We start from the raw sequence: 21,203 nt of genomic DNA on the forward strand, positions 1-21,203 counted from the left end.
GCTTGTCCCTTTACTGCGCGTCTTGCCCTTCGCCCCGGCTGCCGGGGCGAGAGGACTCAACGATCCACATCTGACATAACGAAATCGATACTGCCCAGGTAGACGATAAGATCCGACACCATCTGGCCGCGGATCACCGAGGGGATCTGCTGCAGGTGGGCGAAGCTCGGGGTGCGGATCCGGGTCCGGTAGCTCATGGTGGAGCCATCGCTGGTCAGGTAATAGCTGTTGACCCCCTTGGTCGCCTCTATCATCTGGAAGGACTCGGCGGCCGGCATGACAGGCCCCCAGGAGACTTGCAGGAAGTGGGTGATCAGGGTTTCGATGTCCTGCAGGGTGCGCTCTTTGGGCGGTGGCGTGGTAAGCGGGTGATCCGCCTTGAAGGGGCCCTCAGGCATGTTTTTCATGCACTGCTCGATAATGGACAGGCTCTGGCGGATCTCCTCAATGCGCACGGTGGCGCGGTCGTAGGCGTCCCCGTTGCTGCCCACCGGCACCTCGAACTCGAACTGATCGTAACCGGAATAGGGGCGCCATTTGCGCACGTCAAAGTTGAGCCCCGTGGCCCGCAGACCGCCCCCCGTGGTGCCCCAGGCCAGGGCCTGGGCCGTGTTGTAGGCGGCGACGCCTATGGTGCGGCCCCGCAGTATGCTGTTGCGCATGGCCGCCTTTTCATACTCCATCAACCGCTTGGGCAGCCAGCTCAACAGGTTGTCCTGGATGAGGCGGGTCCAGCCGGCAGGCAGATCGTGGGCCACGCCGCCGATGCGGAACCAGGCCGGGTGCATGCGGGCTCCGGTAATGGCCTCGATGATGGTGTAGATCTTCTGGCGGTCCGTGAAGGTGAAGAAGACCGGGGTCATGGCCCCCACGTCCTGAATGTAGGTGCCAAGGAACAGCAGGTGGCTCTGGATGCGGAACAGCTCCGCCATCATCACCCGGATCATGTCGACCCGCGCCGGCACCTTGATGCCGGCCAGCTTCTCGACCGCCAGCACATAGGGCAGGTTATTCATCACACCGCCCAGGTATTCGACCCGGTCGGTGTAGGGGATGTAGCTGTGCCAGGACTGTCGCTCGCCCATCTTCTCGGCGCCGCGGTGGTGATAGCCGATGTCGGGCACGCAGTCGCGGATCTCTTCCCCGTCGAGTTGCAGCACCAGGCGGAAGGCGCCGTGGGCGGAGGGGTGGTTCGGCCCGAGGTTCAGGAACATGTAGTCCTCATTCTCGTTGCCGCGGGCCATGCCCCACTCTTCCGGCTTGAACAGCAGGTTGTCCTGCTCCTGATCCTGCTTGACCGCATCGAGCATGAAGGGATCAAACTCGGTGGCGCGCGCCGGGTAGTCCTTGCGCAAGGGGTGCCCTTGCCAGCTCTTGGGCATCATGATGCGGGTCAGATGGGGGTGGCCATCGAAGGTGATCCCCATCAGATCCCACACTTCCCGCTCGTACCAGTTGGCGTTGGGGAAGTGGCGGCTGACGGTGGGCAGATGGAGATCGCTCTCCTTGAGCGCCACCTTCAGCATCACGTCGGCGTTACGGTCGATGGAGATGAGGTGATAGAAGACGGTAAAGTCGCTCTCCGGCAGGCCGTGGCGATGGCTGCGCATCCGTTCGTCGGTGGCGCTGAGATCGAACAGCATCACGAAGGGGGAGGGCAGCTTTTGCAAGAAGCCCATCACGTCCAGCAGCAGATCCCGGGAGAGCCAGATGACCGGCACGCCGGTACGGGTGCTCTGCACGGTGAAGCGCTCGGCACCGAAGTGGGCGAACAGCTCGCCGACCACCTGGGCATCGGCGTGATCGGCGGTTTGCCACTGGGCCATGGTGTAATTGCTTGGGAATTCTCGAGTCAGTTTCATGATCAGATCTCATCCGGCGTGCGCAGGTTGGTCACGTTGATCCGCTCGCCGCGCTTGCGTTCCTTCTCGGATTGCATCTGGGGACGGTAGATCCCCTGATCCCCCACCACCCAGGAGAGGGGGCGGCGTTCCTTGCCGATGGACTCCTGCAGCAGCATCAGGGCTTGCAGGAAGGCCTCGGGGCGGGGCGGGCAGCCCGGAATGTAGACATCGACCGGCAGGAACTTGTCCACCCCCTGTACCACGGAGTAGATGTCATACATACCGCCGGAGTTGGCGCAGGCCCCCATGGAGATGACCCACTTGGGCTCGAGCAACTGCTCATAGAGCCGCTGGATGACAGGGGCCATCTTGATGAAGGGGGTGCCGGCAATCACCATGAAGTCGGCCTGACGGGGGGAGGCTCGTATGACCTCTGCGCCGAAGCGAGCCACGTCGTGGGGAGAGGTGAAGGCAGTACACATCTCCACGTAGCAGCAGGAGATGCCGAAGTTGTAGGGCCAGAGGGAGTTCTTGCGGCCCCAGTTGACGGTGTCTTGCAGCACCTCTTCGAGGCGCCCGATCATGATGCCGCGGGTCGCTTGCTGCGCCAGTGGATCATCGACGGTCTGGCGCTGTTCCTGGGGGTAGCGCTCAACGGGCGCATCCGGGTCAATCCGGGTCAGGGTGTACTTCATGGTGCAACCTCAAAGAGATAATCGGTAGTTCAGTCTGGTTTCTTGTCAGTCAGGACACGCTTTTTCGGGGCCCAGTCAAGGGCACCAATGCGCCACAGGTAGAGGAGGCCTACCAGCAGCAGGGTGATGAAGATGGTGGCTTCGATGAAGCCGACCCAGCCGCTCTCCCGAACGGAGACGGACCAGGCAAAGAGATAGAGGGCTTCGACATCGAAGATGACGAAGAACATGGCGACCAGGTAGAACTTGGCGGAGAAGCGCAGGCGGGCGTTGCCGACGGAATCCACCCCGGATTCGAAGGGTTTGTTCTTGGCACGGCCATAGGCGCGTCCCCCCAGCAAGGCCGCCAGGCCTATCATGGTCAAGCAGATACAGATGGCGCCAATGACATAGACAGCAAAAGCCCAGTGCTGGACGGCAATATCAGCAAACATATAGGTTTTTCCCTAACCAAATTAATCATGTGACTTAACAATGATGTTACGTAGTATGCCACTTTCGTACTGATTTACATGTCATTTCAAAGGATTAATTATTAATCAACGGGATGAAAATTGTGTTTTGCTAGCGGGGTCAACTTTCTCGTTTGAGAATTGTTTTCAATCGTTTTTATGTAGCAGAAAAAAACCGGATAGTTTGAAAATCCGGGGGATGGCAGGAAACAAAAGACCCCGCATGGCGGGGTCTGTTTCAGGGTTGAAGAACGGGGAGGCTCTGCTCTGCCGCCTTGCCCTGGGAGAGCACGATCTCCACCCGGCGGTTGGCCTGGCGGTGAGCCGGGGTATCGTTCGGATAACGGGGTTGGGTATCCGCCACCCCCTGGGCGATCAGCCGTCGTGAATCCAGCTTGGGGTTGGTCAACAAGGTGTGGGTGATGGTGGCCGCCCGCAGCACTGACAGCTCCCAGTTGTTGCGATAGAGCTCCACCGGCGCCTGGGAGTTGTCGGTGTGACCGGTGACCACCACCATGCCGGGGATGTCCGCCAGCACGTCCGAGACCTTGTTGACCAGGGGAATGAACTGGGGCTGCAAGAAGGCGGAGTCGGCGGGGAACAAGGTCTTTTCGCCGATGCGGATCACCAGCTGGCTGCCAAGCTGCTCCACCTCGATCTCCTTGGACTCGATTTGGCTCTTGAGCTGCTGATCCAGCTTCTGCTTGGTGACCGTGACCCAATTCTGCTCCTTGGTCTTGTGGGGCCAGGACTCCGTGGCCGTAGGTTTCTCCGAGGAGCCGATGGTCTCGTTGAAAGGGTCGGCCGCCGCTGCGGGCGTCTGGGTATCCAGCACCTGCTCTTTCTGGGAGGTATTGGGGGTGGTCTTGGACTCGGGTTCCAGTATGCCTGTGCCCCCTTGCATCACGGGGGAGCCGGCGGGAAGGGAGACCAGCCCTATCTTGCCAAGAGATTCGATAAAGCCCTGAATGAGCACGCGAGTCTCCGACTGCTTGGCCATGGCGAAGGAGTAGAGCACCACGAACAGGGCGAACAGCAGTGTCATGAAGTCGGCGTAGGAGACCAGCCAGCGTTCGTGGTTCTCCGGCGCCTCAGCCTTTTTCTTTTTCGCCACCGTGGCCTCCGAGGTAAGGCTCAAGGGTCACTTGCAGCCGTTGCTGTGATTCGCCGTCCACGATGCAGAGGATGCCGGTGAGGGTCATCTCCTTGTAGTGGCGGATCTGGTGGGCAAACGACTTGTAGCGGTTGCCGAAGGGCAGGAAGATGAGGTTGGCGGCCGACACCCCGTAGATGGTGGCGATAAAGGCCACCGCGATGGCGCCCCCCAGCTTGTCGGGGGCATCCAGCAGGCCCATGGCGTGAATGAGGCCAAATACGGCCCCGACGATCCCCATGGTCGGGCAGTAGCCCCCCATGGCCTCGTAGAATTTGACGGTCTGTTCGATATCTTCCTGCTCGAACTCGATCTCGTTTTCCAGTACCTCGTGGATCTTGGTCTTCTCGTAGCCATCGACCATCATCTGTACCCCTTTTTGCAGGAAGGGATCCTTGATGTCGTCGATCATGCCCTCCAGTGCCAGCATGCCACTGCGCCGTGCATTGCCCGCCAGGGTTTCAAGCAGCTGGGCCTGCTCCAGCATGTCGAGGCGCAGGGGAGTGATGAGCCACTTGAAGCGCTTGAGGGTTTTACCAACCACGGAGAAGGGAAACTGGGTCAGTGCGGCACCGACGGTACCGCCGATCACGATGAGAAAGGCGGGTAGATCGAGCAGGGCGCTGGGGTGCCCCCCTTCTATCATGTTGCCACCCAGAATGGCTGCCAGGGCCAGCAGCAAGCCAATAAGACTCATTTGTCCATATCCCTATGCGATGTGTGAGGCTAGTGTAGCCATTTAACTATCAGTTTTTCAAAACGATATCCAATCGGTGAGCAATATCCGAGAGGTTGCGCAGACCCGGTATTGTCCGGTGGCATCGGCCTGTGCCGCCTGGTCAGCAGAGCAGGTTGACGGTGCCGGCATGGCAGGACGAGGCGGTTATCCAAGTGATATCACAATATACTGTGCTATCTGTGAGAGGATATTGGTTATTTATATCGTCACTTTCTCTTTTCTTGGCGTAATGAGCTGTCAACGAGAAAGAGCTGGCTGCCCTCGGGACATATCCCCTGTCGACAGAGAGCAGAGAACAGCGAGCAGAGAGGCGGAAGGGATGGGATTGGCTGGGCGGCACTTGGCCAGGTATCGCGGCAAGCCGTTTTTTCTGGCCCCGCCGATGACGGGTTTCTCCTGCCAGGGGGTTGGCAGACTCCTTGAAGCAAAAACCGACCCTGAGGTCGGTTCTTCAAGCTGTAAGCTGGTTCGGGATTGACTCGCACCATCCCTGGCGCTCGCCCTGCGGGCGGCCTCTGGCCGTCCAGTCGGGCTATCCTGCCCGCCTGTCGACAGGGGGCGAACCGAGCCGCCCATCATCGGAAAAAGTAAAAGGCCCCGTCTTGCGACGGGGCCTTTTACTTTATTTGGCGGTGAGGGAGGGATTCGAACCCTCGATACGTTGCCGTATACACACTTTCCAGGCGTGCTCCTTCAGCCACTCGGACACCTCACCAAATTCTGGTCTGTGGTTTAACGTGTTCAGCCAACACGGTGTTCGCTGCGCCGTTGCGCTGGAACGGGGCGTAATTTAGGGGAAAGGGCTGCCTGGGTCAACCACTTTTCCCCTTATTTTTCATAATCTTTATCGAGTGCCTATCCCTTGAACAGAATGCCGGTTTTTTAAGCCCGTTCAAGGCTTGTCGAGAATGATCAGGCTGTCAGGCAACTCGTTCTGATCCCGGGTGGCGGGGAAGGCGTCGGTCAGAATGGCGCTGGTGCGCTCCACGCACTCCAGGAACCCCTGCTCGACCTCCTTGTTGCGTACCCGAACCACGAAGTCGTCGATGATCTGCTGCCACTGGGTGTTGTCGATGTGCTGGGCGATCCCGTCGTCTACCAGGATCTCCACATAGTGCTCCGCTACCGAGACGAAGATGAGCACCCCGAGCCGGTCCCGGGTGCGGTGAAGTCCCTGCTCGACAAACTGCAGGCGGGCCATCAGGGCGGCCCGGTGACGGCGTACCTTGTTGGGAATGAGTCGCATCTTGATGGGCGTCCAGTGGAACAGCAGGCTCAGCAGCAACCAGACCGACCACTGCACCAGCAGGATCTCGTACCAGCCAAGCCAGAAGCCGAGCTGGAAGACCAGCAGGGGGGTGAGCATGGCCAGCAGGGCGGCCCACAGGGTCGGGATATAGCGATAGCCATCGCTGGCCGGGGCCAGCACGGTGACCAGTTCGGCATCCGTGGCCTGCTCGGCCTGTCGAACCCTGGCCTGCAAGGTGTGGAAAAACTGTTTCGAAATCATCTTGTTGTCTCTTTTTCCCTGATTACCAACCGCCAGATGCACCGCCGCCGCCAAAGCTGCCGCCGCCACCACTGAAACCGCCACCACCACCGCCAGTGCGGCCGCCAAAGGAGCCGGCACCGAATCCACCGGCCATGTAGGCGGCCTGGCGACGTCCTCCCGGCCCACCGCCGCCGCCGCGCAGGTTGTGCAGCACGATCATCGCAATCACCACCAGGATGAAGAGCCAGGGACCGCCCTGCTTGTCGGCCTTGCTGGTGTTGTCCACGGGCTGATACTCCCCGGCCAGGGCCTGCATGATGCCCTGGCTGCCGGCGAGGATGCCGGCCACCATGTCACCGCGCTTGAAGGCGGGCAGGATCCGGGTCTGGATGATATTGGCGGCGATGGCGTCGGGCAGGGCACCTTCCAGGCCATAACCCACCTCGATGCGCACCTTGCGCTCGTCCTGGGCGATGATCAGCAGAACGCCGTTGTTCTTGCCTTTTTGGCCGATGCCCCAGTGGCGACCGAGCTGGTAGCCGTACTCTTCGATGGTATCCCCCGCCAGCGTGTCGATGGAGACCACCACCAGCTGGACGCCGCTGCGCTTCTCGAAGACGGCCAGTTGCTGTGCGAGCTGGTGAGCCTGCTTGCGGGACATCAGATTGGCCTCGTCCACCACTCGCCCTGTCAGGGCCGGGAAATCGGGGGCGGCATGCAGCGCCGTGGCACAGAGCAGCAGACAGAGCGCCAGCCAGCGTCTCATCACGTTCATTGGAAGCTGACCTTGGGCGCCTCATCGGCACCGGGTTTGGCGCTGAAGGTGGGTTTGGCTTCCAGATCGGAGTAGAGCAGCTTGGACCAGATGACCCCGGGGAAGGTACGGATCTCGGTATTGAACTGGCGTACTGCTTCGATGTAATCCCGTCTGGCCACCGCGATGCGATTCTCGGTGCCTTCCAGCTGGGCCTGCAGGGTCAGGAACTGCTGATCGGCCTTCAGATCCGGGTAGCGCTCGACTACCACCATCAGCCGGGAGAGGGCGCTGGAGAGCTGCTCCTGCGCCGCCTCGAACGCCTTGAGCTGGGAGGGGTCACTTACCTGCACGCTGCCGACTCGGGCACGGGCATCGGTGACCGCCTTGAGCGTCTCCTGCTCGTGGCTGGCGTACCCCTTGACGGTGGCCACCAGGTTGGGAATGAGATCGGCCCTGCGCTGGTACTGGTTCTCGACCTGTCCCCAGCTCGCCTTGACCTGCTCATCCAGGGTCGGAATGGTGTTCATGCCGCAGCCGGTCAAGCCCAGCAGCAGGGTCAGGGTCAGCAGGGCACGGGTACCACGCTGCCAGAGTGAAGTGGCCATCTTGTTGTTCTCCATTGATATTTCTCTCGGAAATAGGTTCACCATAACAGCTTGTGGTCAGCCCTCACAACGCCTGGGTAACAGGGGGGCGCGGTAGCTCATCGACACCTTGGGCAGCTGGGGTTTGTCCTTGAGCCAGGAGGCCAGCTCCTCCCCACAGCCATTGCCAGGGGGAATGGGAGCCTGGGGCTGGCAGTCCGGACTGTTTGCCGGGCAGCGCAGGCGCACGTGAAAGTGGCTGAAGTGGCCGACCCAGGGGCGCAGCTTGCCGACCCAGGCTTCACCGGGTGCCTGTTTGCACACCTCGGCCTTGATGACGGGGTTGACGAAGATGCGCGCCACCTCGGGGCGATCAGCCGCAAGGCGCAGCAGATTGAGTTGCCTGGGGCCGAATCGGCCGGGCAGTATCCGGTAGCTGGGTTCGTCGATCAGCGCCCACTCCCTGGGGGCATCCTGCTCCCAGCGGCTGATGGGCCTGTCAGCCATCCTGAACCATATGTCGGCATCCAGGCCGGTTTGGTGGCTGCGATGACCTGAGGTAAAGGGTCCCCCGTGCATCATGGCGAGGTCTGCGATATAGAGATCCGGCATGCCGGCCAGTCTGGTCTGGTTGGCCAGATGCTGCAGGTAATGGATGAGGTCGGGGTGACCGTAATAGCGCAGCCGTTTGGTGCGGATCACCTGATAACCAGGACCTTCGAGGGGCAGGGCCACGGCATTTTTCAGGCAGCCGGCGGAGTAGCCGCCGATGGCCTCGGCATAGAGTGTGCTCGCGGACAAGAGCAGGGCGGTGGCGAACATGGGACTCCCGGGATGGCGCCCAGTGCGGGCTCAGACAGCCCCAAGCATACCAAGAGTGGCGGCTGGCCGTCATCCGTGTCGCGGTGGCGGTTGCATCGCGGCGCGTCGCTCGCGCACAATGCGCGGCAACGCAGCGACGGCAAGGCCGTTCGCATCACAGAAGGAGAAGAGAAGATGAGAGTCAGTGAGCTGGCAGCGCAAGAGAACGTGCGCTGGCTGATGCCCCCGGCCCGGCGGTTTTACGGGGTGATGATCTGCCTGTTGCTGGCGAGTCTCGCCACTGTGGTGGCCGCCCTCTGGCTGGGATATCCCGACATGGGCCTGCTGCCCTGGGTCGGGGTGGTCTTTGGCGGTATCGTGCTGGTGATGATGGTGTTGCCGCGCAACTGGCAGCGCTGGCGTCTGGCGGAGCTTGCCTGGGATGAACGCCATCTCTATCTGCTCAATGGTGGCGAAGACCGGGCGTTGGCGCTGCCCAGGGCCGTGCTGGTGGGCATGGAGCGGGATCGCAAGGTGGGACACGATGGCCAGTGGCTCGATTTCAGCCTGGATCTCGGGCTGGATGAGGTGACCCTGGCGACGGCCACCAGCCTGCTCGGGTTGTCCCGGGAAGGGACTCACGAAGTGGCCCCCGGGGTCTATCGATTCGGGTTCAAACGTGCCTGGCATGGGCGTCGTGCCCTCGGCACATTGCTGGCCGAACTGCACCCACTCTGACTATTTTCTCGACAATTCATCCCAATGCTCAGATACTGCCTCTGATTCGATTTGATCTTTCCTGCTCTGATAACCCAAGAGATCAAGGACTTGGGATACGAAGCTGGAAGTGCCATGGCATGATGCCGTGGCTGGTCCGGCAGGGGGGTTGTGCCCTTACTCCCAGGTCGGTGGATGCATAGATAAGGCACCTTGAATCGAGAGTGGATGGCATGAAGATTTACGTAGGTAATCTGTCGTACCGGATGACGGCCGACGAACTGACAACCGTGTTCAGCCAATTTGGGCAGGTAGACAAGGTCGATATCATCATCGACCGCGATACCGGTCAGTCCAAGGGGTTTGGTTTCATTGAAATGCCGGTCAATGGTGAGGCCGAGAAGGCCATCGCCGAGTTGCACGGCACCGAGGTCGGCGGCCGCACCATCACGGTCAATCAGGCCAAACCGAAGACGGATGCACCCCGTGGTCGCCCCCAGCGCCATCGTTGAATCGTCTCGATAACGGAAAACGGCATGGAATCCTCCATGCCGTTTTTGTTTTCAGGGTCTGGTGCAGACTCAGGGAACGTCATAACCCAGAGCGGCCTTGCGGATGCGGAACCACTGCTGGCGAGTGAGCTCAATGGACTCGGCTGCCACGGCGGCGGCGATCCGCTCCCGTTTGCCGGAGCCGATGAGGGGCAGCGGCTGACTCGGCAGCATCATCACCCAGGCGTAGACCACCTGCTCCAGACAGTCGGCGCCCACCTCCTGGCGGATCTGCTCGAGTTCCGCTCGCAGCGGGACATAGTCGGGGGCATGGAACAGCCGCCCGCCGCCAAGGCAGGACCAGGCCATGGGCTTGATGCGCAGTTGCTGGCATTGATCCAGGGCACCATCCAGCGTCCCCTCCTGATGGAGCGGGGAGATCTCCAGCTGGTTGGTGACCAGGGGGAAGGGCAGGCGGGATTGCAGCAGGGCGAATTGATGGGGCGTGAAGTTGGAGACCCCGGCGTGCTTGATCTTGCCTGCCTGCTTGAGGGTGATGAAGGCGTCGGCCACCTCGTCGGCGTTCATCAGGGGGTCGGGGCGATGGATCAGCAACAGATCCAGATAATCGGTGCCGAGCTTTTGCAAGGAGGCTTCGGCACTGGCGACGATGTGTCCCTTGCCGGTGTTGTAGTGATTCAGGGCGTGGGCCGGATTGGCGGTGAGGGCGATGCCGCACTTGCTGACGATCTCCATCCGATCGCGCAGGGAGGGTTCCAGGCGCAGGGCATGGCCGAAGGCCTCCTCGCACTGGTAGCCACCGTAGATGTCGGCGTGATCGATGGTGGTGACCCCGAGATCAAGGTGATATTTCATCAGGTCCAGCAGGGCGGCGGGGGAAAGCTGCCACTCCATCAGGCGCCAGTAGCCCATGATGAGGCGGGAGAAGGTGGGGCCTTGCTCGTGCAGGGCTAGACGGGATACGGACATGGTGACTCCTCTGGAGATAACAATGCGAAAACAAAGGGGCAAAATCATGTGCCAGCATCTTGGTCTCTTCCGGCGGACAAGGCAATAATGCCCCCTTCGCGAATTCGAACTATGGTTCTGACTCCGACGGGTCAAGCTCCCGGTGTCAGTGAGAGGAGAAGGGGTGATGGAAGGATTTGCCGCCAGGCTGCAAAGCCTGATCGGGGAGGGGAGCGTGAGCGCTTTTGCCCGCAAGGTGGGGTTGAGTGAAGCCCTGATCCGCAAGTATCTGAAAGGGGCCGAGCCCGGCCTTGGCAAGGCGAACCAGATTGCCATGGGGGCCAACTGCTCGCTGGAGTGGCTCGCCACCGGTTGCGGGTATCTCTATCGTCAGGCCGAGGTGGTGGACAGGGACGCGCTGGCGGCGGCGGGGGCGCTGGTGCAGGAGACCCGTCCGGGAAAGCCCATGCCGGACGAGGAGCAACTGGTGACCCTGCTCGCCTATTATCAGTTCCTGCGCAGCCACAAGCAGGCGGACGGTTTTCTGGACCTGGCCCGGGCGCGGGAGTTTGGGCGCCATCTGGCCGAGGCCTGAGCCTGACGAGTGTTCCCGGCAGTCCGCCATTCTTCTGATACCCTCTAAGCAGTGATCAAATCCAAGGACACGCAGATGAGCTATCTGATCCTGGGCAGTGGCGGGTTGGGCAGTGCGCTGGCACGGGAGCTGGCCAGACGGGGCGAAGAGTGGTTGCTGGCGGGCAGGCAACTGCCCAGGGGGCTGGATCCCGCCTGCTACTTTCCGCTGCAGGAGGTGGACCCGCTCTCCTTCGAGGCCCTGTTCACCCTCTATGACGGGGACTCCCTGCCCACAGTGGTGATCAACACCATAGGCCTGCTGCACGATCTTGCCCACATGCCGGAGCGGCGGGTGGAGGAGGTGACCCCCCAATGGCTCGAAGAGAGTCTGCTGGCCAATGCCTGGCCCCACCTGGCCCTTGGTGCCAACCTCAGCCGGCGCATGATGTCCCAGAGCACGCTCTGGCTCTGCACTCTCTCGGATCGGGCGGGAAGCCTGGAGAAGGGGGGCGAGGAGGCCATGTGCCACTACAGCTACCGCATGAGCAAGGCCGCCCTCAACATGGGATCCCGGATCCTGGCGGGTGAGTGGGCAGGACGTTTTCCCGGCGCCGGTGTCATCACCGTGCATCCCGGCCTCATGAATACCCCCATGCAGCAACCTTTTCTTCAGGAGATGGATCCCACCTTGCTGCAGGACCCCGCCGAGGTCGCCGTCCGCCTGCTGGATCTGATGGCCACACTGACGCCCGCGCACTCGGGCCGTTTCGTGGATCTGCAGGGTCAGTCGCTGCCCTGGTGAGCCGCCGGGCTCACATTCCCGCTTGCCGTTTCTTGCCAGCCGGGTGTCGGCTGGTTAATGTCATCGTCCTGCATCAGGAGGATGACATGCGCTATATCGATTTACGAAGTGATACCGTGACCCAACCCACGGAAGCCATGCGCCAGAGCATGCTGCATGCCGAGGTGGGAGACGATGTCTATGGGGAAGATCCCAGCATCAATGCGCTGGAGCGCCGCGGCGCCGAACTGCTTGGCAAGGAGGCGGCTCTGTTCGTGCCCTCCGGCACCATGTCCAACCTGCTGGCCATGATGAGTCACTGCCAGCGTGGGGAAGGAGCCGTGCTGGGGGCGGCTTCCCACATCTATCGCTACGAGGCCCAGGGCTCTGCCGTGCTGGGCTCGGTGGCCCTGCAATCGGTCCCCATGCAGGCGGACGGCACTCTGGCCATCGAGGATGTGCGGGGGGCCATCGCTCCCGATGATCCCCATTTCGTCCAGACGCGCCTCGTCTGCCTGGAAAATACCCATAACGGCAAGGTGCTGCCATTGACCTACCTGCGCGCCATGCGCGAATTCGTCGACGAGAAGGGGTTGAAGCTGCACCTGGACGGGGCTCGCCTCTTCAATGCGGTGGTGGCGAGCGGGGAACCGGTGGCCGCCATCGCGGCGCCTTTTGACAGCATCTCTGTCTGCCTCTCCAAGGGACTGGGGGCACCGGTGGGTTCCCTGCTGGTGGGATCGGCTGCGTTCATCGCCCGCGCCAGACGGCTGCGCAAGATGCTGGGGGGCGGCATGCGCCAGGGAGGGATCCTGGCCCAGGCCGCCCTGTTCGCGCTGGATCAGCACGTTGCCCGGCTGGCGGATGATCATCGCCGCGCCAGGCGTCTGGCAGAGGGGCTGGCCGCGTTGCCAGGCATCACACTCAACATGGGGGAGGTGCAGACCAACATGGTATTCCTGCGCCTGACCCAGGGAGATCCCGCCACCTTGCTGGGTTTCATGAAGGAGCGCGGTATTCTCTTCTCCGGCTACGGGGAGCTCAGGCTGGTGACCCATCTGCAGATCACCGACGATGACATCGACGAGGTGATCGACGCCTTCACCGAGTACCTGAGTGGTTGACGCCATTCCCCATCGCAACAACAAGGGCGCCATCGGGCGCCCTTGTTGTCATGGCAGGGTCGGTCATCCCTGGCGCTGGCCGGTGATCAGCATGGCCTCGTCGGTGGCGTCATATATCATGATGGCCAGGTGGGTGACCTCTCCGGCGAAGTCGGCCAGCGGCACCAGGGTCAGGTTCTGGTACATGTAGGGGGCCGATCCCGTGATGGGGCGGTAGTTGGAGAAGCGCAACAGGTAGGGGCGCTGCTCCCAGGTGCTGAAGGCACGGTTGTTGAGCTTGAACACCATGTTGGCCTTGCGCTCGAACCAGGTCTTGTCCACATCGGGGAAGAGCGAGAACAGCCCCTGATCGCGCACTTCGCCTGCCAGCCGGCCGCTGTGACTCTCCATGAAGCCGTTCCACACCTGAATCCGGTACTCCCTGTCGAGCACGACCAGCCCCACGTCCAGATTCTGGACGATGTTCATCAGCCAATGAAACTCCCGAATGTCCATGGTCACTCCTGGTGGTTGCTGCCGCGGGGCGGTCAGAGCATGTGCATGATCTTGTTGTTCATGGTGGCGATGGAATCTTCGGTAAACAGCAGCAAGAGATCGCACTGCACCGCATAGCCCTGCACCCGATAGTTGATCTCGATGGCCAGAGTGCGGCGCCAGCGGCTCTGGTTGGTCCGAATGAGATCCTGAATGGGCCTGTGCTGGCCCAGCACCACGGGGTGACCCTGGCTAAAAGGGGTGTCGAGCTGGTTGGCATAGCCGCGCAAGAAGGCGCCAATCAGCACGTTGGCGGTGTCCATCAGCAGTTCCAGCTCGGCGCCGTGATCCAGCTCCCCCTGATGGTTCATCAGGCGGGCCAGGTCCTGGAAGCTGGCATCGTGGAACAGCAGCAGGGCCTCCCCGGCGATCCCGGCCCCGATGAAGCCCTGACAGACCGCAGAGAGCGTCTCCGACTCGGCGGCGGCCGAGAGCGCCATGTGCAGCTCGGAGACCTCCAGCACGTTGACGTTGGGGATGGGGAGCAGCACGAAGGCGCCGAGCAGGCGGGCCAGCAGATCCGCCCCCTGGCCCATGGCGACGTTGGCCAGCTCCTGATAGACATCCCGCAGCTCGGGGGTGAACTGGATGCTGCTCTGGGCAGCCTGGTGGCTGGCGACGGGCTGGTGCTGGATGGCCGTCACCTGGGTGGCTGATTGCCACAGACCGTGGCGCTTGAGCAAGGCAAGGAGGGTGTCCGGGGAAGCCGGCTTCTTGATGAAATCGAGGGCGCCAAGAGCCATGACACGCTCATAGGCTTCCGGCTGGATGTCGCCGGAAACCACGATCACCTTGCTGCGCACCCCCTCTCGCTTGAGGGTCTCGAGCACGCCATAACCGTCCATCTCCGGCATGGTGAGATCGAGAAAGATCAGGTCCCCGTGCCCCATCAGGATCTGCTCGACCCCTTCCAGTCCGTCCGCGGCCTGGTGCAAGGTGACACCCCAATCGGCGGGCAGGGCGCGCACCAGCTGTTTGCGCGCGAACCCGGAGTCATCACATATCAATACATTCATAGTGTTAGCCGACCTGTGTAACGAGGATTGCGCTAAGTGTGGGTCATCAGCCGTCAGATGCAACGGGCAGCGGCTGCGCCGGTGAAAATTGATCGTTCTGCTGGCGGGTACGATAGCGCTCAGAGTGCTTCTCGACGAAATCGGCGAACATCTTAACACGCAACGGGGTGAACCGGGGCTGACAATGGAGCATGTAGAAGGGACGTTTTCCCGACTGCCAGTCCGGCAGGACGGGGACGAGCTGACCATCTTGCAGGAAGGGGTGCACATAGTGCTGCGGGGCGTTGACGATGCCGAGGTGGCGCTGGGCTGCCCGCACGGCGGCCTGGGTCTGGTCGATGCAAAGGCGGGGAGTGCGCTTGATGCAGATCGTCTGTTCGTCCCGCCCGCTCAGTTGCCAGTGCTGGTGGGGCCAGCAGTAGATGAGATCGTGCTCTTCCAGCTGGGTCGGGTGGGAGGGCACACCCATCTTCTCCAGATAGAGGGGGGAGGCGAACAGACCGTACTGGATGTGACCCAGACAGAGGGCGTTGGGCAGGGTCTGGGGGAGCTCGCCGTTGAAAAAGACCAGGTCCCTGTCCTGATCTGCCTGGAGGGCATGGTCGTTGGACTGGCGGATGTCGAATTGTACCCCGGGATAGCGCAGGCCGAAGTCCACCAGCATGTCGACCAGGATGGTGTTGGAGAGGGCGATGGGGGCCGCGAGGCGGATGAGGCCGCTGATGTCCGTCTCCTCACCCCGAATTTCGCCGGTGGCCTGCTCTATTTCCGCAAGGGGGGTACAGAGGCGCTCGTAATAGCGCAGCCCTTCGTCCGTGAGACGCAGCTTGCGGGTGGATCTGTGCAGCAGGCTGCATCCGAGCTGCTCTTCCAGTTGGGAGATACGTCGACTGATGGTGCCGGTCGGCATGCCCAGCGCAGCGGCGGCGTGGGAGAAACCGCCCTCTTGCACCACCTTGACGAACAGATAGAACTCTTCGATGTACTTCATAAGCGGTTTTAGGGGGTGTTCTGGCTGTAACAAGCCAGTGACCTTATGAAGAGTCACCGGGCTTGGCAAGCGCAATCCGGCGTTTAATTGATCTGGATTAGATTCGACTCGCGCTGGTATTGCTGGAGCAGATGGACGAAATCTTCCGGGGATCTGTCCAGGCTGTTGTCGGGCACCAGCAGATCGTACCCCAACAGATCACGCAGCCGTGCCATGCGGTTGCCGAGCATGGCGATCACCCCCTCATAGCGCTGGCCGGAGGGTGAGCAGAAGCGGCTCTCCTCCAGCAGTCCCTCTCCCAGGAGCCCACTGCCGCACCCTCCGGTCGGGCAGTCGGAGCGCTCGCTTCGCATGGCCTGCATCAGCACGGCGCGCTGCTCGGTCAGCAGACGGACGGCGAGCCGGGGTGTGATCAGCGTCAAAAAAGCGTCGTAATCCTTTATTTTCAAGCCGATGTAGGGCAGCTCCACCAGATCCCACCCCAAATGGATACGTGGTTGGTCAATTCGCTGAATATTTCTCCATTTCAGGATCCAGCCGCCGTACTTGTGATGGTATTGCAGGCAGTCCTGACACAAAGAGAGACTAAAATGAGGCTCGCCCAGTTTCCAAACCCCGACAAGAATTGTCATCAGGCCCGCCAGGAGGAGGGAAATGGCGGGGATTAGTAGTTGTTCACGAAGAAAAAAAAGTATAAAAATCATAGCAATGGTTATCACCATGCCCAACAATACCAGTGTGAGTCCATTTCTTCGTACCATGGGGATCACATGTAGCGTTTTCATATGATTTCGGCCTTTTTTCATCCGTTTGTTATCCGATTATGGGCCGGAACGGATTTTGTACCAGCGTGAATGCTCCTGTCAGGGGGCGCAAGCGACTGGTTCGACCATGAGCTTTCAGCATGAATCATCACTCAACATGAATACGCTAGACGAACGCCTGCTCACCGTGATGGATGTCCTCCACACGCCTGTCTGGGTCTATGACATCCAGCGTCATCATATTTACTGGGCCAACGATGCTGCCCTCGGGCTCTGGGAGGCGAGCTCCCTGGCCGAGCTGAAGTCCCGGGATTTCTCCGCCGACATGGCCGCCGCCATCGATCTGCTGCTGCAGCGCTATCTCGGTGATTTCCAGCAGGAGCGCAGTTACAACGAGTGGTGGACCCTCTCGCCCAAGGGGGTCAAGAAGCAGGTCTATCTGCGTCTTTCCGGGATCCAGCTTGCCGGACGGCAGATGATGATGGCGGAAGCGGTCATCGATGCCGACACCCTCTATCAGGAGTCCTCCCTCGCCACCGGCGACACCCTGGCCTGTCTCTTTGACAACGAGGGGCGCCTCGAGAGCGGCAACCATCACTTCGACATGTGCTTTGGCACCGGCATTCTGACGCTGCCCCAGATCTTCTCCGGTGCGGACGACGCCTTCTATCGTCGCCTCTCCCGTCTGGACGAAGTGGTGGCCGAAGGGGAGTGTCGCACCCAGAAGGGGATGCGCTGGTTCCAGTACCAGTTTCGCCATATCCAGCAGGGGGCACGGATCCTGCTGACCATGCGGGACATCACGGATCGCAAGCTCGAAGAGCTGGAGCATCGCCACCTGGCCTGGCACGACTCCCTCACCGGGCTGCTCAACCGCTACGGCCTGATGAAATCCCTGGAAGCCTATTGCGGCCTCGGGGGGCGCTTTGCCCTGGTGTTCATGGATCTGGACAACTTCAAGCTGGTCAATGACAACTACGGCCACAAGGCAGGGGATCGCCTGCTGGAGCGGGTCGCCGGACGGCTCAAGCAGATCTGCCCGCGGGACGTGGAGCTGGCGCGCCTTGGCGGGGACGAGTTCACCGCCCTGGTGCCTCTCAACCAGGCGAGCGATCGGGCCCAGGAGGTGGCGGATCTCATGCTCTCCCAGATGAGCAAGCCACTGCAGCTGAGCGGTGTCCCCGAGGTCACTATCGGCGGCAGCATCGGCATCGCCATCTACCCGGACGACGCGGATGACGGCGACAACCTCATCACCCGTGCCGACATGGCCATGTACCAGGCCAAGCAGATGGGGCGGCTTCGCTGGCAGCGCTTCACCCCCAGCATGCAGCAAAGCCTGCATCGCAAGCTGACCCTGAAGCAGTTTCTGGCCAAGGCCGTTGGTCGGGGGGAGCTCAGCCTGCGCTATCAGCCCCAGGTGGATGTGGCGCAAGGTCGGGTCATCGGTTTCGAGGCCCTGGTACGCTGGTACAATCCCGTGCTCGGCCATGTGTCGCCGGCGGAGTTCATTCCGCTGGCCGAAGAGATGGGGCTCATCCGGGAAATCGGAAGCTGGGTGCTTTCCACCGCATTGGCCCAGATGGGGGAGTGGCAGCGACAGGACGGGGTGAGGGTGCCGGTGTCGGTCAATCTCTCGGGCTTCCAGCTCTCTGCCAGTTTGCCGGAGCTGGTGGCCCAACTGCTCGAGGTATTCTCGGTGGAGGCGGCGCTGCTGACCCTGGAGCTGACCGAAACGGTGCTGATGCTCGACATGAAGGGGTGCATCGAGATCCTCGACGCCCTGAGCGAGCAGGGGATCAAGATCGCCATCGACGACTTCGGGACGGGCTACTCCTCCCTGGCCTACCTCAACCGGTTGCCCATCGACACCATCAAGCTGGACCGCTCCTTCGTGGTGGGACTCAACCTGCCGGTGATCCGGGCGACGGTGGCCATGGCCACCAGTCTGGGGCTCGGGATCCTGGCGGAAGGGGTGGAGGAGGAGCACGAGCTCGCGGCCCTGCAGACCCAGGGTTGCCATGTCTTCCAGGGGTTCCTGTTCAGCCGTCCCATGACCCCGGAAGAGGTGGCGGCGGCGGGGTTCGCTGTACAGTGCCGACTGGGTCGCTACCCCCTCGCAAACCATTGAGCAAGTTGTCGATAAATGTGCGGCATCTCCCATTTATGAAGTGCGAGATGCCAAATTAAACATAATTAATCGAATTTTTGTCTCATATCATGGGATCCATTAGACGTTATCGCTAGTATGCGCGCTCATTCCTTGGTAATGGAGTATCACCATAATGAGTCAAGCTGCAGTGAACGAGCGTCCGGCCCCTCCCAACGGCTGGTTGAACCGCTTTCTGAACGGGGTCGAGAAGGCGGGCAACAAGCTGCCGGATCCCGCCATGCTCTTCCTCTATGCCTTGCTGATCGTCTGGGTCGGCTCCTGGATAGGTTCCCAGTTCTCCTTCGATCTGGTCAATCCCCGCACCGGAGAGGCCGTGGTCATCAACAACCTGTTGACCGGGGCAGGGCTGGCGGACTTTCTCGCCAGCATGGTCACCACGTTCACCGGGTTTGCTCCTCTTGGCATCGTGCTGGTGGCCATGCTGGGGGTCGGGGTGGCTGAGCAGTCCGGTTTCATCAACACCGGGCTCAAGAAGCTGCTCAAGGTGACGCCGGCGCGCTTTCTGACCCCCATGCTGATCCTGGTGGCCATCGTCAGCCATACCGCCGCCGATGCGGGCTATGTGCTGGTGATCCCCATTGGCGGCATCATCTTCCATGCGGCGGGTCGCCACCCGCTGGCGGGGATTGCCGCGGCCTTTGCCGGGGTCTCCGGCGGGTTTGCCGCCAACTTTCTGCCCTCAGGCGGGGATGCGCTGCTTCAGGGGTTCACCCAGTCTGCAGCCCAGTTGTTCGACCCTGACTACATGGTCAACACCCTGTGCAACATCATGTTCACCGGCGCCTCTTCCTTGCTGATCATCTGCGTGGGCTGGTTTGTCACCGAGAAGATTGTCGAGCCGCGCCTCAAGCAAGTGCCTCTCAACGAGGATCTGGAGAGCGCCGACGAGATGGGTCGTTACAGCGCCCAGGAGAGCCGGGCCTTCAACTGGGCCGGGTTCGCCATGCTGGCGGCCGTGGTGCTGCTGGGGCTGGCGCTGGCCCCCGGCGACTCGCCGATGAGGGCACCGGACGGTTCCCTCACCACCTTCGCCGCGCCGGTGATGAAGTCCATCGTGCCCCTCATCTTCCTGCTCTTCATCCTGCCCGGGATCGTCTATGGCTTTGTCGCCGGCAGCTTCAAGAGCGGCAAGGATGTGATCGACGCCATGTCGGCCACCATGAACAAGATGGGCTCCTACATGGTGATGGCCTTCTTCTGCGCCCTCTTCATCAAGGCGTTCGGGGATTCCAACCTCGGTACCCTGCTGGCGCTCTCCGGTGCCGAGGTGCTTCACGCCCTGGCGTTGCCGGGAGAGGTGACCATCGTCGGCATCATACTGCTGACGGCCACTGTCAACCTGGTGGTGGGCTCGGCCTCCGCCAAGTGGGCCCTCATCAGCCCCATCCTGGTGCCCATGCTGATGGCGGTGGGGATCTCGCCCGAGCTGACTCAGGCCGCGTATCGGGTGGGGGATTCCGCCTCCAACATCATCACCCCGCTGATGGTCTTCTTCCCCCTGGTGGTGGTCTATTGCCAGCAGTATGTGAAGAGCACAGGCATCGGCACCCTGGTCTCCATGATGCTGCCTTACTCCCTGGCCTTCCTGGTGAGCTGGACGGGCTTCCTGCTGCTCTACTGGGCGCTGGGGTTCCCGCTTGGGTTGCAGGCCCCCTATGTCTATCCTGCCCCTTGAGGGTGACGGGGGGCCTTGGGCCCCCCGCTTTTTTTGGGTAGAGTGTGACCTTCATTCCGGAGGTACCATGAACCCGACCATCGATCTCATTCTTTCCCATCGCTCCATTCGCCAGTTCACCCCAGAGCCCGTCAGCGCAGAGCAGCTGGATCAGATCCTGAGCGCCGCTCAGAGCGCCGCGAGCTCCAGCTTCCTCCAGGCCAACAGCATCATCCGGGTCACCGACAAGGGGCTGCGGGCCACCCTGGCGGAGCTGGCCGGCCATCAGGCCTATGTGGTCGAAGCGGCGGAGTTTCTGGTGTTTTGCGCCGACTACCATCGTCACAGCCAGATAGTGCCGGAGGCCCGCACCGGCTTCGTGGAGCAGCTCATGATCGGGGCCATCGACGGCGCCCTGATGGCGCAAAATGCCTTGCTGGCGGCCCAGTCACTTGGGCTGGGGGGGGTCTATATCGGCGGCATTCGCAACAATCCGGCCAAGGTGAGCGAGGTGCTGGGTCTGCCCCATCAGGTGATCCCGCTGTTTGGCCTCTGCCTGGGTCATCCCGCCCAGCGGCCGGAGCAAAAACCGCGGCTGCCCCGGGCGCTGGTGGTGCACGAGAACCGCTATCCAGAGACGCTCGATCGCGCCCTGCTGGCCCAATATGATCGGCAGATCCACGACTACTACCAGGCCCGCAGCAGCAACAACAAGGATCAGACCTGGAGCGGGCAGATCAGGGGGATCCTGGGCAAGGAGGCGAGGCCCTTCATGCTGGGATTCCTGCAGTCGAAGGGTTTTTGCCTCAAGTAATGGGGGCGGCGGGCGATATGGAGCAAGACGCACCGGATGCGGTCACCGCCTGGGAGCGTTCTTGTGAGGCAATACGGGATCT

General features: G+C 61.6%; 22 protein-coding genes and 1 tRNA gene. 8 read left to right on the top strand and 15 right to left on the bottom strand.

What is annotated here, in order from left to right:
* Positions 1-56: 56 nt before the first annotated feature.
* From nuoC to mepA, 10 genes are all read right to left on the bottom strand, one after another.
* Positions 57-1,826, bottom strand: a complete 1,770-nt coding sequence (gene nuoC / locus MUW49_RS09865; protein WP_197713285.1) for an NADH-quinone oxidoreductase subunit C/D — start codon at positions 1,824-1,826, stop codon at positions 57-59.
* Positions 1,827-1,864: 38 nt separating this feature from the next.
* The gene (locus MUW49_RS09870; protein ID WP_010675028.1) at positions 1,865-2,539 is read right to left on the bottom strand and encodes an NADH-quinone oxidoreductase subunit B; all 675 of its coding nucleotides are present in this window, start codon (positions 2,537-2,539) and stop codon (positions 1,865-1,867) included.
* Positions 2,540-2,568: 29 nt separating this feature from the next.
* Positions 2,569-2,973, bottom strand: a complete 405-nt coding sequence (locus MUW49_RS09875) for an NADH-quinone oxidoreductase subunit A (RefSeq protein ID WP_039038710.1) — start codon at positions 2,971-2,973, stop codon at positions 2,569-2,571.
* Positions 2,974-3,229: 256 nt separating this feature from the next.
* Positions 3,230-4,105 carry a flagellar motor protein MotB gene (locus MUW49_RS09880; RefSeq protein ID WP_182958416.1) on the bottom strand — a complete coding sequence of 292 codons (876 nt, stop codon included), beginning with the start codon at positions 4,103-4,105 and terminating at the stop codon, positions 3,230-3,232.
* Complete coding sequence (locus MUW49_RS09885; protein WP_029314677.1) at positions 4,083-4,841, bottom strand: flagellar motor protein; 759 nt, start codon at positions 4,839-4,841, stop codon at positions 4,083-4,085. Before MUW49_RS09885 ends, MUW49_RS09880 begins: the two co-directional genes overlap by 23 nt.
* Before the next feature lie 669 nt (positions 4,842-5,510).
* Positions 5,511-5,598 (bottom strand) — tRNA-Ser (locus MUW49_RS09890).
* Between the two features lie 177 nt (positions 5,599-5,775).
* A complete protein-coding gene (locus MUW49_RS09895) occupies positions 5,776-6,393 on the bottom strand; it encodes a TPM domain-containing protein (RefSeq protein WP_010675024.1) in 618 nt (205 codons plus the stop codon).
* Positions 6,394-6,415: 22 nt separating this feature from the next.
* Positions 6,416-7,150 (bottom strand): TPM domain-containing protein, encoded by a 735-nt coding sequence (locus tag MUW49_RS09900; RefSeq protein WP_200163639.1) that lies wholly within the window; start codon positions 7,148-7,150, stop codon positions 6,416-6,418.
* A complete protein-coding gene (locus tag MUW49_RS09905) occupies positions 7,147-7,752 on the bottom strand; it encodes a LemA family protein (protein ID WP_010675022.1) in 606 nt (201 codons plus the stop codon). The genes MUW49_RS09900 and MUW49_RS09905 overlap by 4 nt, the downstream gene beginning before the upstream one ends.
* A 42-nt stretch (positions 7,753-7,794) precedes the next feature.
* Positions 7,795-8,538, bottom strand: a complete 744-nt coding sequence (gene mepA / locus MUW49_RS09910) for a penicillin-insensitive murein endopeptidase (RefSeq protein ID WP_128296954.1) — start codon at positions 8,536-8,538, stop codon at positions 7,795-7,797.
* 174 nt (positions 8,539-8,712) lie between these two features.
* On the opposite strand from mepA, the gene MUW49_RS09915 reads away from it, so the two are divergent.
* Positions 8,713-9,255 carry a hypothetical protein gene (locus MUW49_RS09915; RefSeq protein ID WP_039038705.1) on the top strand — a complete coding sequence of 181 codons (543 nt, stop codon included), beginning with the start codon at positions 8,713-8,715 and terminating at the stop codon, positions 9,253-9,255.
* Between the two features lie 212 nt (positions 9,256-9,467).
* Positions 9,468-9,746 (top strand): RNA-binding protein, encoded by a 279-nt coding sequence (locus MUW49_RS09920; protein ID WP_029314670.1) that lies wholly within the window; start codon positions 9,468-9,470, stop codon positions 9,744-9,746.
* Positions 9,747-9,815: 69 nt separating this feature from the next.
* On the opposite strand, the gene MUW49_RS09925 is transcribed toward MUW49_RS09920, so the two are convergent.
* Positions 9,816-10,715: an aldo/keto reductase family oxidoreductase gene (locus MUW49_RS09925; RefSeq protein ID WP_200163641.1), complete on the bottom strand. Its 900-nt coding sequence runs from the start codon at positions 10,713-10,715 to the stop codon at positions 9,816-9,818.
* A gap of 166 nt (positions 10,716-10,881) precedes the next feature.
* On the opposite strand from MUW49_RS09925, the gene MUW49_RS09930 reads away from it, so the two are divergent.
* From MUW49_RS09930 to ltaE, 3 genes are all read left to right on the top strand, one after another.
* Complete coding sequence (locus tag MUW49_RS09930) at positions 10,882-11,289, top strand: transcriptional regulator (RefSeq protein ID WP_039038703.1); 408 nt, start codon at positions 10,882-10,884, stop codon at positions 11,287-11,289.
* 75 nt (positions 11,290-11,364) lie between these two features.
* A complete protein-coding gene (locus tag MUW49_RS09935; protein ID WP_244812667.1) occupies positions 11,365-12,072 on the top strand; it encodes a short-chain dehydrogenase in 708 nt (235 codons plus the stop codon).
* Between the two features lie 86 nt (positions 12,073-12,158).
* Positions 12,159-13,175: a low-specificity L-threonine aldolase gene (gene ltaE, locus MUW49_RS09940; RefSeq protein ID WP_113070137.1), complete on the top strand. Its 1,017-nt coding sequence runs from the start codon at positions 12,159-12,161 to the stop codon at positions 13,173-13,175.
* A gap of 63 nt (positions 13,176-13,238) precedes the next feature.
* Here ltaE and MUW49_RS09945 read toward each other — a convergent pair whose 3' ends face one another.
* The 4 genes from MUW49_RS09945 to MUW49_RS09960 all read right to left on the bottom strand — a co-directional run bounded on the left by MUW49_RS09945 (position 13,239) and on the right by MUW49_RS09960 (position 16,522).
* Positions 13,239-13,670 carry a PAS domain-containing protein gene (locus tag MUW49_RS09945; RefSeq protein WP_010675014.1) on the bottom strand — a complete coding sequence of 144 codons (432 nt, stop codon included), beginning with the start codon at positions 13,668-13,670 and terminating at the stop codon, positions 13,239-13,241.
* Between the two features lie 32 nt (positions 13,671-13,702).
* Positions 13,703-14,725 (bottom strand): response regulator, encoded by a 1,023-nt coding sequence (locus MUW49_RS09950; RefSeq protein ID WP_161470303.1) that lies wholly within the window; start codon positions 14,723-14,725, stop codon positions 13,703-13,705.
* A 46-nt stretch (positions 14,726-14,771) separates the two neighbouring features.
* The gene (locus tag MUW49_RS09955) at positions 14,772-15,716 is read right to left on the bottom strand and encodes a LysR family transcriptional regulator (RefSeq protein WP_113978772.1); all 945 of its coding nucleotides are present in this window, start codon (positions 15,714-15,716) and stop codon (positions 14,772-14,774) included.
* 83 nt (positions 15,717-15,799) lie between these two features.
* The gene (locus MUW49_RS09960) at positions 15,800-16,522 is read right to left on the bottom strand and encodes a DUF2982 domain-containing protein (RefSeq protein ID WP_275058586.1); all 723 of its coding nucleotides are present in this window, start codon (positions 16,520-16,522) and stop codon (positions 15,800-15,802) included.
* A gap of 148 nt (positions 16,523-16,670) precedes the next feature.
* Here MUW49_RS09960 and MUW49_RS09965 point away from each other — a divergent pair, with 148 nt between their 5' ends.
* From MUW49_RS09965 to nfsA, 3 genes are all read left to right on the top strand, one after another.
* The gene (locus MUW49_RS09965; RefSeq protein ID WP_113978782.1) at positions 16,671-18,611 is read left to right on the top strand and encodes an EAL domain-containing protein; all 1,941 of its coding nucleotides are present in this window, start codon (positions 16,671-16,673) and stop codon (positions 18,609-18,611) included.
* Between the two features lie 154 nt (positions 18,612-18,765).
* A complete protein-coding gene (locus MUW49_RS09970) occupies positions 18,766-20,328 on the top strand; it encodes an AbgT family transporter (protein ID WP_113070138.1) in 1,563 nt (520 codons plus the stop codon).
* A gap of 67 nt (positions 20,329-20,395) precedes the next feature.
* Positions 20,396-21,121: an oxygen-insensitive NADPH nitroreductase gene (gene nfsA / locus MUW49_RS09975; protein ID WP_103858887.1), complete on the top strand. Its 726-nt coding sequence runs from the start codon at positions 20,396-20,398 to the stop codon at positions 21,119-21,121.
* Positions 21,122-21,203 lie beyond the last annotated feature (82 nt).

Source organism: Aeromonas sp. LsrichE-8G (assembly GCF_022869435.1).
In the GTDB taxonomy this organism is placed as follows: domain Bacteria; phylum Pseudomonadota; class Gammaproteobacteria; order Enterobacterales; family Aeromonadaceae; genus Aeromonas; species Aeromonas caviae.